Raw genomic sequence first — 17284 nt, 5'->3', positions numbered from 1 at the left:
GATGCGTGAGGTAGTCATCGCCGGGGCGGTCCGCACCGCCGTCGGCAAACGCAACGGAGGACTGTCCGGGGTGCACCCGGCCGATCTGTCCGCGCTGGTGCTCAGCGCGCTGGCCGAGCGCTGCGCCCTCGATCCGGCGCTGATCGATGACGTGATCTGGGGCTGCGTCGCCCAGGTAGGCGACCAGTCCAGCAACATCGGCCGCTACGCCGTGCTGGCGGCGGGCTGGCCGGAAAGCGTTCCGGGCACCACGGTGAGCCGGGCCTGCGGTTCCAGCCAGCAAGCGCTCGATTTCGCGGCGCAAGCCGTGCTCTCCGGACAGCAGGACATCGTGATCGCGGGAGGAGTCGAGGTAATGAGCCGGGTGCCGCTGAACGCGGCGAAGGCTTCCGGTGCTCCCTATGGGCCGAAAGCGTTGGCGCGCTACGACGGCTTCGCGTTCGATCAGGGCATCTCGGCCGAATTGATCGCGAAGAAGTGGGGATTCGGCCGCACCCGGCTCGACGAGTATTCCGCGCGGTCGCACGAGCGTGCCGCCGCCGCCCAGGACGCGGGCGCCTTCACCGACCAGATCGTGCCCGTGAGCACCGAAGCGGGCGTGGTGGACGCCGACGAGGGTATCCGGCGCGGCACCACCGCGGCGAAGCTCGCCGGCCTGAAACCCGCGTTCCAGGACGACGGCGTGATCCACGCGGGCAACGCCTCGCAGATCTCCGATGGTGCGGCCGCCCTGCTGGTGACCACCCCGCGCAAGGCGCGCGAGCTGGGCCTGACGCCACTGGCCCGCTACCGCGCGGGCGCCGTAGCCGGCTCCGACCCGGTGCTGATGCTCACCGGCCCGATCCCCGCGACGGAGAAGGTGTTGCGCAAAGCGGGTCTCGCGCTGGCCGATATCGGCGTCTTCGAGGTGAACGAGGCGTTCGCGCCCGTCCCGCTCGCCTGGCTGGCCGAGACCGGCGCCGACGATTCGCTGGTGAATCCACTGGGCGGAGCGATCGCGCTCGGGCACCCGCTCGGCGGATCCGGCGCCGTCCTGCTGACCCGGATGCTGCATCACATGCGCGACAACGGCATTCGCTACGGCTTGCAGACCATGTGCGAGGGCGGCGGCACCGCCAACGCCACCGTCGTCGAACTGATGTCCTGAACGGGGAGGCCCGCCGTGCGACGAGAGCTGTTCACTGCCGACCACGAGGCGTTCCGGCAGCTGGTCCGGGATTTCGTGGAGAAGCGGATCGTGCCGGACTACTCCGGGTGGGAGAAGGACGGCAGGATGCCGCGCGAGATCTTCACCGAGATGGGCGAACTCGGGCTGCTCGGCTTCGCGGTACCCGAGGAACACGGGGGAGCGGGCATCCGCGACTACCGCTACAACGTGATCCTGCAAGAAGAGGCGGCCCGGGCCCTGGTCACGCTCGGCACCGTGCGCACCCAGCTCGACGTCATCCTGCCGTACCTCCTGGAGTACGCCGACGCCGCGCAACGGCGGCGATGGTTTCCCGGGCTGGCGTCGGGGCAGCTGCTCACCGCGATCGCCATGACCGAACCGGGCACGGGCTCGGATCTGGCGGGGATGCGAACCAGCGCGGTGCGCGACGGCGACGATTATGTGCTCAACGGCGCCAAGACCTTCATCACCGGCGGTCTGCTCGCGGATCTGGTGATCGTGGTAGCCCGCACGTCCACCGACCCGGACAACCGCCGCGCGGGGCTCACCCTGCTGGTGGTGGAGGACGGAATGCCCGGCTTCACCCGCGGCCGCATGCTGGAGAAGATGGGCTGCAAGGTGCAGGACACCATGGAGCTGTCGTTCCACGACGTCCGGGTACCGGTCGCCAACCGGCTCGGCGCCGAGGGCGCGGCGTTCGGCTATCTCGGGCACAATCTGCCACAGGAACGGCTCACCGTCGCGGTCGGCTCGGTCGCGCAGGCGCGTGCCGCGGTCACCGCGACCGTCGACTACACCAAGCAGCGCAAGGCTTTCGGCACCCCGGTCGCCTCGTTCCAGAACACGAAGTTCGAACTCGCCGCGATGTCCGCGGAGGTGGAAGCGGCGCAGACGATGGTCGACCGTGCGGTGCTCGATTTGGTCGAGGGCGCCTTGTCCGGAGCGGACGCCGCCCGGGTCAAGCTCTTCTGCACGGAGGTACAGGCCCGCGTCGTGGACCGCTGCCTGCAATTGTTCGGCGGGTACGGGTACATGATGGAGTATCCGATCGCCCGGTTGTACACCGACGCGAGGGTGGCGCGAATCTACGCGGGCACCAGCGAGGTCATGAAGATGATCGTGGCCCGGGACCTGGGCTTGTCCTGAATATCGCGGTGCGACGTAACGGCTCTGGTGTGGCGACGGATAAGACGTGCAGCCGGGCCGGTGTTCTGGAGGTTCCGGTGCAGGGGCGAGCCCCAGTACAACTGGGCATGCCGATCAGTGAACAGCAGAGGGGAACTCATGCGCTCGGTCACCAGGTTCGTCACCACCGCCGCAGCCGCCGTAGTGGCCTGCGCCCCGGCGTTCGTCTTCGCGGGCACCGCCTCGGCGGAGGCCGTCGATCTCCCGGTCCTCTACACCACGGCGACCGAAGCGGGCTTGTGCTACGGGACGATCCGCGGGAACGTGGATCAGGACTCCTCCTCGGGACTCCATCTCACCAGCGCCTTCGAAGGCATCGGTACTTGCGCGACCACCGCCTATGTCTCCTGGCACAACATCGATACCGGCGCCCGCGGCAACACCACCATAAAATTGGTCGGCTCGTGGTACAACTCGGCCACCATCCCGTCAGGTCCCGGCCACATCGAATTGTCCGTCACCACCAAGGAATTCTTCCACTCTCCCGATTCGGTCCAGGTGCAGTACGTCATCCCGGGATAGACCACCGGCAGGCGTCGTCCGCCGCGACAGGCGCGAACGTGCTCGGGGACATCGGCCGTTGTCGGCAGTGGTGTGCACTGCCGCACGGCGGGTGTTGTGGATCTCGGAGCCGGACGTTCATCGCCAGAGTCGCTGACACGGCATGGGCTGCAATGCTTCCCACATATCATGGTCTATTCGAACTGTTGCCGATCCCCTTTCGTGCGCTGCTTTCGCGAACGTGCGTGCTGCTTCGAAGTCGGCTCGGTAGTGCATCGGCGGCCAACCCGGGAATTGAACTGTCAGATGGCATTGCGAAATGTGCATGTCACCCTGGGCTTTCCGGGGCGGCGGAAGGATCCCGCTCCGTGTTTTCGATGGATCGGCGTCGGGCGTTCATTCGCCGTCCAGGATCGGAAGGAGCAGCCGTGAGCCGGAGTGCACCGTGTTGACGCCCGCGATGCCGACCGGGGCGTGACTGAACAGCAGCATGGGGCGGAAGTCCTTGCGGGTGTCGTCGCTGGTCAGGGTCAGCCGGATACGGTGCCCACGGCGGAATCGGCGGGCATTGGCCACCAGCGGGATTCGGTAGTCGACCGGTTCGCCTGGAGGGACGGGGATCCGCTCCCGCATCGGGAGGGCGGGCCGGCCCGTCTCACTCGCGTCCTCGTCGACCTGGCGCATGCCGGCGCGCAACCAGCCCTGGGTGACATCGATGGACGTGCCGTCCGGTCCGACGTCTTGCAGGAGCAGGATCCATGCCGTGTCGGTCGTGGTGCTGGTGGCGGTGAGTCGTAGTTCGGGGTGGCCGACCATGTCGAGGTCTTCGGGAAGCGGGTCGCTGGTCCAACTCAGCTGTGCGGGCATGGTGTTCGCGCCGTCGGTCGCGTATTCGCGCTCGCCCGGTCGCTCGTCGGCGGTGAGGGAGCCGTCGGCGTTGAGGGCGAGGGCGGTGTGGGTGGCGGGCGGGGGCCAGGAGTCGGCGGTGCGCCATTGTTCGGCTCCGGGTAGCCAGTAGCGGATGGCGGGGCCTTCGAGGATGCCGGTGTCTCGTCCTTTGAGCCAGTGGTCGAACCAGGCGAGGGCTTCGATGTGCATGCTTTCCCACGGCCAGGGCAGGCTGTGTTCCCCGAGCACGGCCATGCGCACGTTCGGGTTGCGCGCGAGTGCTTCCCAGGCGTTGAAGAGGCCGGGCAGATGCAGCGGGACGTTGGACCACTCGCCGCCGAGGTAGACGGGAATGTCGACTTCGGCGAGCAGTTCGGTCAGGTCACGCTCGTCCCACCATCCGTCCCGGATGGGGTGCTCGGCTACTGCGTGCAGCAGGGCGTCCCACGGGTGGGCATCGTGGCGGAAGCGGCTGACCAGCCGCAGACCTCGGGTGGCTTGGACGCCGTCGGTGTGGTCGAACCGGTGGTGGATGGCGGGAATGGCGAGAACTCTGCGCAGGAGACGGGACAGGCCGTTGCGGTAGAGCCGGTCGCCGTGGGCGGACAGAACACCCAACGCCTGGAACCAGGGGGTGATGAAAGCCTCGCTCAACAGGCCGTTGTGGTAACTGGCTTCCCACGCCTGGACGGTGACGTTGAAGGGAAACAGCGCTTCGAGGTGCGGCGGTCGCTGGGTGGCCGCCTCCATCTGGGTCATGGCGTAGTAGCTGATGCCGATCATGCCTACGTGGCCGTCGCACCACGGCTGCGCGGCGACCCATTCGATCAGATCGAACAGGTCCCGGCGTTCCTGCTCGTCGAAGAAGGTGTAGACGCCCGCGGAGCCCACCGTGCCGCGAAGGTTGGCGATGACATGGGCGTAACCGCGCGGCACCCAGAAATCGCTGGCGCCTGCCTCGATGACGGCCGCGGGGGCACCCAGGTCCTGGAGTTGGCGCGGATAGGGGGCCACCGCGACGAGCGCGGGGAATCTGCCGTCCGCGTCGGGGCGGTGGATGTCGGCCAGAAGCCGGATCCCGTCGCGGACCGGGACAGCCACGTTGTCCTCGCGGGTCATCCCGTGGCGAGCCGGGGAGAGGTCGCGGTACCGGCGACCGGTGGTCTGCGGACCGTTGAGCTGACGCTGATCGCGCTCGACTCCAGCGGCTTTGATCAGGCGCATGGCACCCTCATTTCAACAAGTGCGGAAATTAACCGCCCTAACCGTACGCACACCGGCTCGCCACAGGCAAGGCTAATTTCCATATGCCGTGAAAATATGGGTACCGGTGCCGGGCGGGACGGTCGCCGCCTACTCGGCGTTCGCCGGGATGTCCTCGCCCAAGGCGCCCGTGAGGTAGTGCTGCACCGTCGGCGCGATCAGGCGGACGACCTGCTCCGAGGGGATGTCGGCGATGCGGTCGATCGCCCAGACATAACGGGTCATCGCCAGGCCGACGATCTGTGTGGAGACCAGATCCGCGCGCACCGCGGCCTCGTCATCGGGAAGGCTCGCCGACACGACCTGTGAGACGAGCGCGGAGAAAACGGAGCGGAGCCGCTCCATGGCGAAGGGCTCGTGGCTCGCCGCGAGGATGATCGAGCGCAGGACCTCCGCGGTGCCCGGGTCGTCCCACATGCGCAGCGCCGCCGCTACGAAGGCTCGCCCGCGCTGCTCGAGCGGCACCCGGGCTGCTTCGGCGATGCCCGCGCCGAAGGCTTCCGGCGGCTCCAGCGCCGCCTTCAGCAGTCCGGTCTTGTTGGTGAAGTAGTAATTCACCAGGGTTGGATCCACATCGGCGGCCTGAGCCACCGATCGCAACGAGGTGCCGTTGTAGCCCCGCTCGGCGAAGGACTTGCGGGCCGCCGTCAGAATGCGATCCGCCTGCGCACCGCGTTCCCCGCGCGGCCCCCTTCCGGCTCGTGTCGCCATGTCGCGCTGTCCCCCTTTCGCCCGTTCCGCGATTACCCGCCGGTGTCGGTTCGGCAGGTGCTGAAACGCATTTCAGTATACCGTGAAATTACCACCGCCGGGACGGAGCCCGGGGCACCGCCATCTCGCGGGCGGCGGGCACCGCACCGCTGGGGAGCGTCGTCGAGCTGGGCCACAATACGTCGCGTGAACGCAACACGCCCCGGCCCCCACCGAAGCCGACCACGCGACCAGGCGCCTGCGCCGCAGGCGGCTGTTCCGGACGAGGCGGGGGAGAACCGCCTCGCCCTGGCCGCGACGACCGACGCCCTGATAGCGCTGATCGTCGGATTGGCGTTGTCGCAGCGTGTCTTTCCCGCCTCCGACGGTGTCGCCGAATTCCTCGGCGCGTTCGTTCCGTGCGTGCTCGCGGTGTCATTCGCCAACCACGTACTCGGCACACTGCTGTTGCGCGGCAGTCTCGCGAAACTGGTGTTCGGAATGCGGGTAGTGCGATGGAAGGACGGCCGACGCCCCCGTATATGGCAGACGGTCGCACGATGGTTGTTCGGATTCGTGGTGATCGGGCTGCAATACCTGCTCGAAGGAGCGAGCGTAGGCCAAGCCTGCGGGTTGCGTACGGTGCGCCGCCGCGACCAGCGCCACCCGGCGTAGGAATCAGCGGCATCTGGCGTAGGCACCGAACTCACCAGACCTGCGTTCGAAAGCGGCCGACAGCGCGACTATCGCGTCCTTTTCCCGCCGGAGTCCTGGGCTCGGCGCTCCTAGCGTCGGTGCGATGAAAACGGATTCGACTCCGGACACGCGGGGCACCGCGCTGCGGACACCCGTCGTTTGGTTCATGTCGCTGGCGGCCGCGCTCGGTACCGCGACCATCTATCCGCTGCAACCGGCCATCGCGGAAGTCGCCGGTTCGCTACACGCCTCACTCGCGGCGGTCGGCACCGCTCTGGCGTGCGGGTCGCTCGGCTATCTGGTGGGGCTGGCGCTGCTGGTACCGCTGGTCGACCGGTTCTCGCCGCGGGTGGTGCTGTCGGCCCAGTTCGGCACCCTGGCCATCGCTCTGGCGGCGAGCGCGGTGGTCGGTTCGGCCTGGCTGCTCGGCTTGGTTGTCGGCCTGATCGGGGCGGGATCATCGGTCGGTGCGCAATTGAGTTCGGTGGCCGGACGTCTCGCGCGACCACGACGGCGCGCCACTGTCCTTGGTGTCGTCACGGCGGGCATTTCGGCGGGGATCCTCGCGGGGCGGATCGTCGGAGGTTGGCTGACGGATGCGATCGGTTGGCGCGGAACGCTTCTCGCGTTCGCGGTGGCGTGCGCGGCTATCGCGGTCACCGCCCGGTTCGCGCTTCCCGCCGTAGCGGGGAATGCCACGGTGGGTTATCTGGCAACGGTGCGCGGACTTCCCGGACTACACGGCCGATATCCGGTCCTGCGCCTGGCGGCCGGTCGCGGCGCCCTGTGGTTCTTCGCCTTCTGCACGATCTGGGCCGGACTGCCGGTCGCGCTGTCCCAGCCGCCGTTCTCGTACTCGCCCGAACGGATCGGCATGTACGCCTTCGCCGGACTCCTCGGTGTCGCCGCCACTCGCATCTCGGGGGCGTGGACCGACCGCATCGGCGCGCGGCGGGTGATCGCGATCGGGCTCGTGCTCGCCATCGCCGCCTCGGCGGCTCTGGGCGCCTTCCTGTCGAATACGGTCGTAACCCTCGTCTGCCTCGGCCTCTTCGACGCCGGACTGTTCGCGGCCCAGGTAGCGAATCAGAGCACGGTCCTCGCCATCGACCCGGCCGCCCCGGCTCGCTTCAACAGCGCCTACATGATCGTCTACTTCATCGGCGGCAGCTGCGGCGCCGCGTTCGGCGCCGCCGCCGTCGGCTGGTTCGGCTGGCCTGCCACCGCCGCACTCGCCGCCGCGGCCATCGCTACCGCCATGGTGGTCACCCTGACCACTTCGCGCACCGGACCCGATCGCCGGGCGGTCGCTGGACGGCGCGCAGGAGTTCGTGCCCTCGAGCGCGGCCTGCGGGATGTGTCGGCGATGGACGGTAGGTAACCGTTTGGACGGTGTGGGTCGCCGTCGAGGTTTCGGCGATACGCTGGGCAGTGGTGAAAGGTGCGCGCATGTTGCCTGCTGTCGGAGACATGCTGGTGGGTTTACGCCCGAGCGATGACCGATGACGATCCGCTGCGGACACGCCGTGAGGTGACAACGCCTCTCACGGCGGAGCTGGCTGCGGCTGGTTTCGAGAACGCGGTGGAGATCGGTCGAGGGGGCTTCGGTGTGGTGTATCGCTGCCGACAGGTTGCGCTGGATCGGACGGTGGCGGTAAAGGTGCTGTCCGCGGAACTGGACGCCGACAACCAGGCCCGGTTCGCGCGGGAGCAGCGCGCCATGGGCAGGTTGACGGCGCATCCGAATATCGTCACCGTGCTGGAGACCGGTGCGATCGGTAGCGGGCAGCCCTATCTGGTGATGCCGTATCACCCGCTGAACTCGCTGGATGCGTGGATACGACAGCACGGCCCGCTTCCTCTGGAGAGGGTGTTGTCGATCGGAGTGAAGATCGCCGGTGCACTGGCCAGCGCGCATCGCCTCGATATCGTGCATCGGGACGTGAAACCGGGAAACATCCTGCTCACCGAGTACGGGGAGCCCGCGTTGACCGATTTCGGTATCGCGCATATCGGCGGCGGATTCCAGACCGCTGCGGGCATTGTGACCGGGTCGCCCGCGTTCACCGCGCCGGAAGTGCTGGAAGGCGTCGATCCGACCCCGGCCGCGGATGTCTACGGGCTCGGCGCCACGCTGTTCTGCGCGCTGACCGGTCATGCCGCGTTCGAACGGCACAGCGGGGAGAACGTGGTGGCACAGTTCGTCCGGATGTCCACTCAGCCGGTGCCGGATCTACGGGAGAAAGGTATCCCCGAGGACGTGTCGGCGCTCGTGGAAGCCGCGATGAGCCGAGACCGCCACGAGCGGCCCTCCGCCGCGGCGCTGGGTGAGGCCATCCGGCAGGTGCAGCAGGGGCACGGGTTCTCGGTAGGGGAGATGGCGTTGCTGGGCGAATCGGATCTCGGGCACCCCGACGGGATGCTCGAGCGTCGGGGCGAGAAGCCACCGTCACGGGGATGGCGTACACCGACGGCGGCCGCGCGGGACCAAAGCGGCGAGCTGCCGCTCGAGTTGACCAGTTTCGTCGGCAGGCGCGCCGAAGTGTCGCAACTGAAGAAATTGCTGTCGGCCTCGCGGCTGGTGACGTTGACCGGCACCGGAGGCGTCGGCAAAACACGGCTGGCGCTGCGCGCGGCGGCGCAGGTGCGCCGCGATTTCGCCGACGGGGTGTGGCTGGTCGAGCTGGCCGAGGTGTCGGATCCAGCCCTGTTGGTCGACGTGGTCGCAGCCGCCATCGGCGTACGCAACCAGTCGGCTACGCCGCTGCTCGAGGTCCTGACCGACTTCCTGGCCTCGCGCGAAACGCTGCTCGTGGTGGACAACTGCGAGCACGTGGTGGAGGCCGTGGCCGGGCTGACGGAGACGTTGCTGCGGACTTGTCCGGATCTGCGGATCCTGGCCACCAGCCGGGAACCGCTGAACATCGCCGGAGAGACGGTGCTGCGGGTGGCGCCGTTGCTGGTGCCGGACCCGGAACGGGAGCCCACCCTGGCGGGGTTGCCGCGCTTCGACGCGGTGACGTTGTTCGCCGACCGCGCCGCGGCCGCGGTGCCGGACTTCGAGCTCGACGAAAACAACAAGGCCGCCGTCGCGGGAATCTGCGCTCAGGTGGACGGGTTGCCGCTGGCGATCGAGCTTGCCGCGGCCCGGATGCGCACCATGTCGCCGGAGCAGATCCTGGACCGACTCACCGACCGATACGCGCTGCTCACCCGCGGCAGCCGCACCGCCCCCGCGCGGCAGCAAACGCTGCGGTGGTGTATCGCCTGGAGCTACGAGTTGTGCACCCGCGCCGAACAGCAGCTGTGGGCGCGACTGTCGGTGTTCGCCGGCAGTTTCGAACTCGACGCCGCCGAGGAGGTCTGTGGTACCGACATGGCGGCACTCGACGCCGCTGCGGAAAGTCCGCTGGACGTGCTCTCGGCTCTCGTAGACAAATCGATCCTGATCCGGGAGCAATCGCATTCCGTCGTGCGCATCCGGATGCTCGAGACCTTGCGAGACTATGGCCGGGAGAAACTGCGGGAGTCCGGCGAAGACACCGAGCTGCGCCGTAGGCACCGCGACTGGTACCAACGCATGGCGCTGAACGCCGAGGCCGAGTGGATCAGCCCCCGGCAGCCCGATTGGATCGCCCGGCTTGAACGGGAACAACCCAACCTGCGCGAAGCGCTCGAATCCTGCCTGACCGACAACAGCCGGACAGCGGCTGAAGCGGGTTTGCGCATCGCGTCGGCGCTGCACGAGTTCTGGAGCTTCCGCGGCCTGTATGGGGAAGGCCGATTCTGGATCGACCGCGTCCTCGCCCACCCCGGCGCGCAATCGATACCCGACCGCATCAGTGCCCTCCGCGCGGCCTGCGAGGTTGCCGCGCCGCAGGGGGATTTCCAGGCTACCGCCGCTTTCCTGGCGGAGGGACGAGCACTCGCCGCCCAGGACGCCACCCCCGCCATCGAGGGACAGCTCGCCTACGCCACCGGCATCGTCGCACTCGCCACCGGCGAAGCGGCCGACGCGTCCTTGTCCCTCGAACGGGCGGTGGAGGTGCTCAGCGCTGACCCAACGGGGGAACTCTACGTCAGTGCGCTGGCCATCCTCGCATGGTCATACGAACTGCGCGGCGACATGACCCGGGCGTCCGAGCATTACCGCCGAGTGCTTTACATCACCGAAGCCCGAGGCGAACTGCTCTATCGTTCGACCGCGTTGCGCGGCTTGGGCGTCGCCGCACGCCAGCAGGGCGACCGAGACCGTGCCCAACGGTTGCTGGAGGAGGCGTTGCGAATCAATCGGCGGTCCAACAGTCCGGTGCTCACCGCGTTCGGCATCGAGGCGCTGGCCTGGACGGTCGCCGACCGGGGCGACGCCGAACGCGCCGCCGTGCTGCTGGGAGCCGCCCAGGGAAACTGGCTGGCGGGCGGCAGCGTGCGCGCCGTCTTGCTGAGCATGTCGCGCTTTCACAAGGAATGCGAGCGAACGACGCGAGGCGCGCTCGGTGCTCGCAGATTCGACGCCGCCTTTCGGCAAGGCCAAGCGATGGGAGTGGACGCCGCCGTCGCGTACGCGCTCGGGGAGCAGCCCACCGACGCGGCGCTCGCGTCGGGCCCGGCTGCGCGACTGACCAAGCGGGAGCGGCAGGTCGCCGACCTCGTCGCCCAAGGACTCAGCAACAAGCAGATCGCCAACAAGTTGGTGGTTTCGCAACGTACCGTCCAGGGCCACGTCGAACACATCCTGACCAAACTCGGCTTCACCTCACGCACTCAGATCGCGGCCTGGTTCGTGGAGCAAGCCCGGCAAGCGAGTTCTTGACCTTGATCGGACCGGAACAGCTCCCCGAAGCCACCTCAGCCCTCTCGCGATCCTCGCGAGCAATTCTGCGGCGTCGCTCGGTCTGTGATCATCCCGCGATCTTCACGATCGAGCGGACTCGGGGCGACTCGGCCGCCGACCTCCTACGATTCGCAGCGCGAGGTCCGCGTAATAGTCGCCGATGTCCTCCGGCGACCAGGAACCACCCTCGTGATACCAGCGCGCGATATCTATTCCCAGCGAAAGCAGAGCGGTCGCGGCCATATGGATATTCGAATTCTCGAACACCCCGGCGGCCGCCCCTCGCTCGATCAGGCTCCGGACCTCTCCTTCGATGGCACGCCGGGTCTGCTTGATCTCCTGTTGATGTTCTGGGCTGAGAGCGGCGAGTTCGTAGTTGATGATGCGGGCGACGGTATGGGCGCGTGCGTGATGGATCGTGAACTCCCTCATCACGGCGATCAGTTGCTCGGCGGGGTCTTGTGCCGAAGCGATAGCGGTGCGGACGCGCTCCAGGGTGTCCAGGTGACCGGCGCGCGAGATCTGGTAGAGCAACTCTTCCTTGGAACGGTGGTAGACGTAGATCGCCCCCGTGCTCACTCCGGCGATCGAGGTGATGTCGCGGGTCGTCGAGCCGTGGAAGCCGCGTTCGGCGAAGGCGACCACCGCCGCGTCGAGCAGCCGCGCTCGGGTCTGGTCCGCGCGCGAGCGGTCCTCTGTATCGGTCACCTGGACAGTATGGCTCTACACGGCGAGCACGAGTTTGCCGGTGTTGGCGCCCGTGAACAGCATGTTCAAGGTTTCACCGAAGCGAGCTACCCCGCCGTCCACCACGTGCTCCCTGCTCTTGATCCTGCCCTCGGCCAGCCACCGGGAGATCTCCGCGACCGCCTCGCCGTAACGATCCGCGTAGTCGAAAACGACGAAGCCCGTCATGGACGCCCGGTTGACGAGCAGCGACATATACCGCGAAGGTCCAGGAGGGAGCTTCTCCGCGTTGTACGCCGAGATCGCACCACAGATGACGATGCGGGCGCCACGCCGGAGATTGGCGAGCGCGGCATCGAGGATGTCACCGCCGACATTGTCGAAATAGACGTCGATCCCCTCCGGAGCGACCTCCCGCAGCCGCCGCAGGACGTTCTCACCCCGATAGTCGATGGCCGCGTCGAAGCCGAGTTCCTCGGTCAGCATCCGGCACTTCTCGGCACCGCCCGCGATCCCGATCACCGTCGCGCCTTTGATCTTCGCGATCTGACCGGCGATGCCGCCGACGGCACCCGCGGCCGCGGAGACCACCACCGTGTCTCCGGCTCGCAGGTCGCCGACCTCGAGCAAGCCGAAATAGGCTGTCATTCCCGGCATTCCGAGCGTGCCCAACCAGGTCGGACCGCCCGCCGCGGTCAGATCGACCTTCTGCACCCCGCGGCCGTCGTGGATCGCGTATTCGGTCACGCCGAAGGTTCCGCTGACGGTGTCGCCGACGACGAAGTCCGGATGCGTCGACTCCACAACGGTCGCGATATCCAGCGACCGCATGACCTCCCCGACCCCGACCGGAGGCACATATGACCGCACGTCGTTGAGCCAGCCGCGCATGGCCGGGTCGAGGGAGATGAAATTCACCTGGACCAGGATCCGGCCCGGGGAGAGCGCGGGCAGTTCCTCGGTCGTCAGCTCCCAAGTGTCCGCGTCGGGCAGCCCCGACGGCCGTTTCGCGAGCCGCACCTGCTTGGTTGTCGTCACGTGTTCTCCTCCTCCTGATCGGTCGTCACGGCACCAGCACCGCGACCGTCTCGGCTACACACGCGGGCTTGTCCGAGCCCTCGAGCTCCACGGTCACTCGGATCACCGCCTGCGATCCGATCGTGCCCGGCGCGAGCGAGATCAGCTCGACACCGGCTCGCACCCGGGATCCGGCGGGGACCGGAGCCGGGAATCGCACCTTGTTGGTGCCGTAGTTGACGCCCATCGACAGGCCCCGCACCGCGTACACCTGTCCGGCCAGCATCGGCACCATCGACAGGGTGAGAAACCCGTGTGCGACGGTGGTGCCGAACGGTCCGGCGGCGGCCTTCGCGGGATCCACATGGATCCATTGATGATCCCCGGTCGCTTCGGCGAAGCGATCGATCTGTTCCTGGGTCACCGCGTGCCAATCGCTGTAGCCGAGGTGGGTTCCGACTGCGGACGCCAGCTCGGACAAGCCTTGAAATACCCGCACAGCTCTCCCTCCGTTCAGTTCCGCGGGCCGCCGGCCACGTAGATCACCTGGCCGGACACGAATCCGGCGCCCTCGCTCACCAGGAACGACACGGTGTGCGCGACGTCGGCGGGAGTGCCGGTACGGGCGACCGGAATCTGGGCGGCCATCGCCGTCTTGAACTCCTCGAAGGGAATGTTCATCCGGGCGGCGGTGGCCGCGGTCATCTCCGTCTCGATGAAACCCGGGGCGACCGCGTTCGCGGTGACGCCGAACTTGCCGAGTTCGAGTGCGAGCGTCTTGGTGAATCCCTGCAGGCCGGCCTTGGCGGCCGCGTAGTTGGCCTGGCCACGGTTGCCGAGTGCCGACGTGCTCGACAGGTTCACGATGCGGCCCCACCTCTGCTCGATCATGTGCGCCTGCACCGCCCGGGCCAGCAGGAACGACCCGCGCAGGTGCACATTCATGACGGCATCCCAGTCGTCGACACTCATCTTGAACAGCAGATTGTCGCGCAGGATCCCGGCGTTGTTGACCAGCACCGCCGGTGCGCCGAGTTCGGCGGCCACGCGATCGACCGCCCGGGTGACCGCGGCCTCGTCGGAAACGTCGACACCGACCGCGAGCGCGCGGCCATCGGCGGACTCGATCTCGTCGACGACCGGCTTGCAGGCGGCCTCGTCCAGATCGAGCACGGCTACCGCCATACCGTCAGCGGCCAGCCGCCGGGCGACGGCGGCGCCGATTCCGCGAGCGGCGCCGGTGACGACCGCGATCCGCTGTGTCGGTTCGGTCATGAATACTCCTCGAAGATGTGATTGCGGTGGAAACTGCTTGGCTCAGGGCGTGTAGACCACGCGGCCGACGGTCTCGCCGTCCGCGAGCCGCTGCACGGCGTCGGCGACGTCCTCCAGTCTCAGCCGGGCACTGACCAGCGGGCGGATCGCGCCATCGGCGGCGAGTGCGGTCAGCGCGCGGTGGCATTCGGCGACGGCGGCCGGATCCTGGGTGTTGTACAAACCCCAGTGCAAACCGAGAATCGAATAGTTCTTGATCAGTGCGTGATTCAATGCGGCGGCTTGTATCTCGCCGCCGGCGAACCCGACGATCACGATGCGGCCCTCGAAGGCGACGCATTTCGTGGACCGCTGGTACACCTCGCCGCCGACCGGGTCGTAGATCACGTCGGCACCGCGACCGCCGGTGACGTCCTTGACCACGTCGACGAAGTCCCGCTGGTGACGATCGATGACCACGTCGGCACCCAAATCTTTGGCGTAGGCCGCCTTTTCGGCACCGCCGACGACTCCGATCACCCGGGCGCCCGCGGCCTTGCCGAGCTGGATCGCGGCGCTGCCCACGCCACCCGCGGCGGCATGCACCAGGAGGGTCTCGCCCTCCGACAATCCGGCGCGCCGATGCAATCCGAACCAGCCGGTTTGGTAGCCGATGAACAGTGCGGCCGCCTCCGCGTCATCCAGCGACGGCGGCGCGGGGAACGTCTGGGCGGCCTCCAGCACGGCGAATTCCGCGAAACCACCGTGGGGCAGCGCCGCGCCCCCGAGCACCCGGTCGCCCACAGCGATCCCGGCCGCGTCGGCGCCTAGCGCCACCACTTCGCCACACAATTCGACGCCGGGCGTGAACGGCAACGGCGGCCGGACCTGATAGCGGCCGCGGCACATCAGCACATCGGGAAAGTTCGCCGCCGCGCCGCAGACCCGCACGACAACCTGACTCGGCCCGGGCTCCGGAACTTCCACGTCATCGAGCCGCAGCACCGCGCGCGGTTCGCCCAGTTCGTGGACGCGCCATGCCTTCATCCGCGCCATCTCAGACCCCACCCGTCAGAGTGACGCCGCCGTCCACGACCAGCAACTGCCCCGTCAGCCAGCTCGCGTCGTCGGACAGCAGAAACGCCACCACACTGCCGATGTCCTCGGGCACGCCGAGCCGCTTCAGCGGGTAGGCCGCGGCGACCTCGTCCTCCCGGCCGTCGTAGAGGGCGGTGGCGAACTTCGTCTTCACCACCGCCGGGGCGACGGCGTTGACGCGCAAATTCGGGCCGAGTTCGACCGCCAGTTCCTGGGTGATGTGCGTGAGCATCGCCTTGCTCGAACCGTAGAAGCCGATGCCGGGCGCGGGCTTGACACCGGCGACCGACGACACGTTCACGATCGCGCCTCCGAAGTCCTTCATCCAGGCCCGGTACGTCTGCTGCACCCACGACAGCGCGGCCAGACAGTTGACTTCGACGATCTTGCGGGCCACCTCCAACGGCAGATCGACCATCGGCCCGAACGCCGGGTTGATCCCGGTGTTGTTCACGAGGAGATCGGCGCTTCCGAACGTGTCGATCGCGCGCGCGACGGTCTCCGCTTGGTGCTCGACGTCATCGGCACGGCCCGCGACGGCCAGCGCGCGCTCGGGGCCGCCCAGTGCTTCCACCGCTTCGTCGAGGGCGTCCTGTTTGCGGGCGGTGATCACGACCCTCGCCCCCTCGTCCACCAAGCGCCGCGCGATGCCGAGCCCGATGCCCCGGCTCGCACCGGTGACGATCGCTGTCTTGCCTTCGAATCTATTCATCAATGAGTCCTTTGCGGATCGGCGGTTACGACAAGCCCTCGAGCGCCGTCGCCCTGCCCCGACCGCCGCCGACACACATCGTCTCCGAACCGATTTGCTTGTCGGGCAACCGCTTCGGCCGCGCGGGCCGCACGATCCGCGCCCCCGAGTCGTCGGGCCGGAGATTCCGCGACGAGCCCTTGCCGACGCGACCGATCGGCGACCGGGCGGCAGAGACGATGACGGCTTCGGGCATGAGTGCTTACCTTCCGGGTAAGTTACTGAGCGCTTGTTAACCTCTCGACACCATGCTGGACGGACCGGCGGCGGTCAATACGTCAGAGCCTTTTCGGACTGTGACACAGGGCACATCCATCCGCTGCGACCGGCTCGTCGGTGATCAGGGCGGTCGCTCGATGGATTCACCCCTGACCTGACAGCGGGTGAACCGAGGCGTGGCGCTGGTTCGAGTTGCATCCGGCGTGGCGGGTACTGCCGACTGACGACACGGATTCATGTAGCAGGGCAGGACACCCGGCGCGGCCGCAGGGCGGTGAGCTGACGGTTCACGAATCTCGCGCGGGGGTGGTGGTGTCGAGAGCGCGCAGCTGGCCGGGGGCGATCGCGCGCAGCGTCGCCAGCGAGGCGGTGACTGCCAGGTCGCAGGCCGCGCCGATGTCCGCGCCGTCGACGATGACCGCCCGGTAGGCGATGTCGAGACTGATGCCGAGCAGCATGGTGGCGAGGGTGTCGGCGCCGCGGCCGATGGGGGTGCCACGCTCGGCGTAGTTGGCGCGCAGTTCTTCGGCGATGCGGGGTTCGAGAGCGGCCGAGAGTCGCCGCCCGGGATGGGCGTCGTCGTATCGGTTGTCGAGCAGGACACGGAAGCCGCGGGGATGGCGGCGCGCGTAGTCGAACAGCGACTCGATCGAGTACCTGGCCCGCCGACCGTAGTGCATCGTCTCGCCGTGATCGTAGATCTCGAACATCCAGGTGGTGAGTTTGCCGAGTTCGCGCTCGATCACGGCGTGGACGAGGGCGTCGCGCGAGCCGAAATGGGCGTAGAGCGTCACTCGCGAGGTGTCGGCTCGGCGGGCGATGGCGTCCATGGTGGCGCGATCGACGCCCACCTCCGCCATCACCGCACACGCCGCGTCCAGCAGCTGTGTGTCGGTCGGACGGTTGCGAGTGCTGCGGCGCGCGGGCGCGCCTTTGCGCTGATCCCGGTGCCCGGTCTCGGTCACACTCCCTCCCCTCTCCGCCTGACGGTGCCACCTCCGGGCAAGCTCGGCCGCCGCGGAGGTGGCGCCGC

15 protein-coding genes and 1 pseudogene are annotated in these 17284 nt (G+C 68.1%); 6 read left to right on the top strand and 10 right to left on the bottom strand.

The genetic code is table 11. The features are described from left to right. Position 1 precedes the first annotated feature (1 nt). The 3 genes from ACZ6DL_RS17945 (at position 2) to ACZ6DL_RS17935 (ending at position 2875) form a co-directional block, all read left to right on the top strand. Positions 2–1147, top strand: coding sequence for a thiolase family protein (locus ACZ6DL_RS17945; RefSeq protein WP_466052365.1), 1146 nt, complete (start codon positions 2–4; stop codon positions 1145–1147). Positions 1148–1162: 15 nt separating this feature from the next. Beyond that, complete coding sequence (locus ACZ6DL_RS17940) at positions 1163–2314, top strand: acyl-CoA dehydrogenase family protein (RefSeq protein WP_466052363.1); 1152 nt, start codon at positions 1163–1165, stop codon at positions 2312–2314. Positions 2315–2452: 138 nt separating this feature from the next. Further along, positions 2453–2875 carry a hypothetical protein gene (locus ACZ6DL_RS17935; RefSeq protein WP_062971992.1) on the top strand — a complete coding sequence of 141 codons (423 nt, stop codon included), beginning with the start codon at positions 2453–2455 and terminating at the stop codon, positions 2873–2875. A gap of 375 nt (positions 2876–3250) precedes the next feature. On the opposite strand, the gene ACZ6DL_RS17930 is transcribed toward ACZ6DL_RS17935, so the two are convergent. Together ACZ6DL_RS17930 and ACZ6DL_RS17925 are read right to left on the bottom strand one after the other, a co-directional pair. Beyond that, positions 3251–4966, bottom strand: a complete 1716-nt coding sequence (locus tag ACZ6DL_RS17930) for a CocE/NonD family hydrolase (RefSeq protein ID WP_466052360.1) — start codon at positions 4964–4966, stop codon at positions 3251–3253. 129 nt (positions 4967–5095) lie between these two features. Then, entirely contained in the window at positions 5096–5716 is a 621-nt protein-coding gene (locus tag ACZ6DL_RS17925) for a TetR/AcrR family transcriptional regulator (protein WP_357959301.1), read from the bottom strand. Positions 5717–5902: 186 nt separating this feature from the next. On the opposite strand from ACZ6DL_RS17925, the gene ACZ6DL_RS17920 reads away from it, so the two are divergent. From ACZ6DL_RS17920 to ACZ6DL_RS17910, 3 genes are all read left to right on the top strand, one after another. Continuing rightward, positions 5903–6370 (top strand): RDD family protein, encoded by a 468-nt coding sequence (locus ACZ6DL_RS17920; RefSeq protein WP_466052358.1) that lies wholly within the window; start codon positions 5903–5905, stop codon positions 6368–6370. Positions 6371–6494: 124 nt separating this feature from the next. Then, complete coding sequence (locus ACZ6DL_RS17915) at positions 6495–7772, top strand: MFS transporter (protein ID WP_466052356.1); 1278 nt, start codon at positions 6495–6497, stop codon at positions 7770–7772. Between the two features lie 114 nt (positions 7773–7886). Next, positions 7887–11204, top strand: a complete 3318-nt coding sequence (locus tag ACZ6DL_RS17910) for a protein kinase domain-containing protein (RefSeq protein ID WP_466052354.1) — start codon at positions 7887–7889, stop codon at positions 11202–11204. Between the two features lie 102 nt (positions 11205–11306). On the opposite strand, the gene ACZ6DL_RS17905 is transcribed toward ACZ6DL_RS17910, so the two are convergent. From ACZ6DL_RS17905 to ACZ6DL_RS17870, 8 genes and pseudogenes are all read right to left on the bottom strand, one after another. Next, the gene (locus tag ACZ6DL_RS17905) at positions 11307–11933 is read right to left on the bottom strand and encodes a TetR family transcriptional regulator (protein WP_466052352.1); all 627 of its coding nucleotides are present in this window, start codon (positions 11931–11933) and stop codon (positions 11307–11309) included. A 15-nt stretch (positions 11934–11948) separates the two neighbouring features. Beyond that, a complete protein-coding gene (locus ACZ6DL_RS17900; RefSeq protein ID WP_466052350.1) occupies positions 11949–12950 on the bottom strand; it encodes an NADP-dependent oxidoreductase in 1002 nt (333 codons plus the stop codon). Between the two features lie 25 nt (positions 12951–12975). Next, positions 12976–13428 (bottom strand): MaoC family dehydratase, encoded by a 453-nt coding sequence (locus ACZ6DL_RS17895; RefSeq protein WP_466052348.1) that lies wholly within the window; start codon positions 13426–13428, stop codon positions 12976–12978. A 14-nt stretch (positions 13429–13442) separates the two neighbouring features. Next, on the bottom strand, positions 13443–14204 hold the full coding sequence (gene fabG / locus ACZ6DL_RS17890; protein ID WP_466052346.1) for a 3-oxoacyl-ACP reductase FabG: 762 nt from the start codon (positions 14202–14204) through the stop codon (positions 13443–13445). Positions 14205–14246: 42 nt separating this feature from the next. Next, entirely contained in the window at positions 14247–15230 is a 984-nt protein-coding gene (locus tag ACZ6DL_RS17885; protein ID WP_466052344.1) for an NADPH:quinone oxidoreductase family protein, read from the bottom strand. A 10-nt stretch (positions 15231–15240) separates the two neighbouring features. Continuing rightward, positions 15241–15996 carry an SDR family oxidoreductase gene (locus ACZ6DL_RS17880; RefSeq protein WP_466052342.1) on the bottom strand — a complete coding sequence of 252 codons (756 nt, stop codon included), beginning with the start codon at positions 15994–15996 and terminating at the stop codon, positions 15241–15243. A 109-nt stretch (positions 15997–16105) separates the two neighbouring features. Next, a pseudogene (locus ACZ6DL_RS17875) lies at positions 16106–16228 on the bottom strand (acetyl-CoA C-acyltransferase); the annotation flags it as partial. 310 nt (positions 16229–16538) lie between these two features. Next, on the bottom strand, positions 16539–17216 hold the full coding sequence (locus tag ACZ6DL_RS17870; protein ID WP_466052340.1) for a TetR/AcrR family transcriptional regulator: 678 nt from the start codon (positions 17214–17216) through the stop codon (positions 16539–16541). Positions 17217–17284: the final 68 nt, after the last annotated feature.

Source organism: Nocardia sp. NPDC041819 (genome assembly GCF_055590505.1).
The sequence above is the reverse complement of the archived record's forward strand: the minus strand, read 5'-3'. Positions and strand labels throughout refer to the sequence as shown.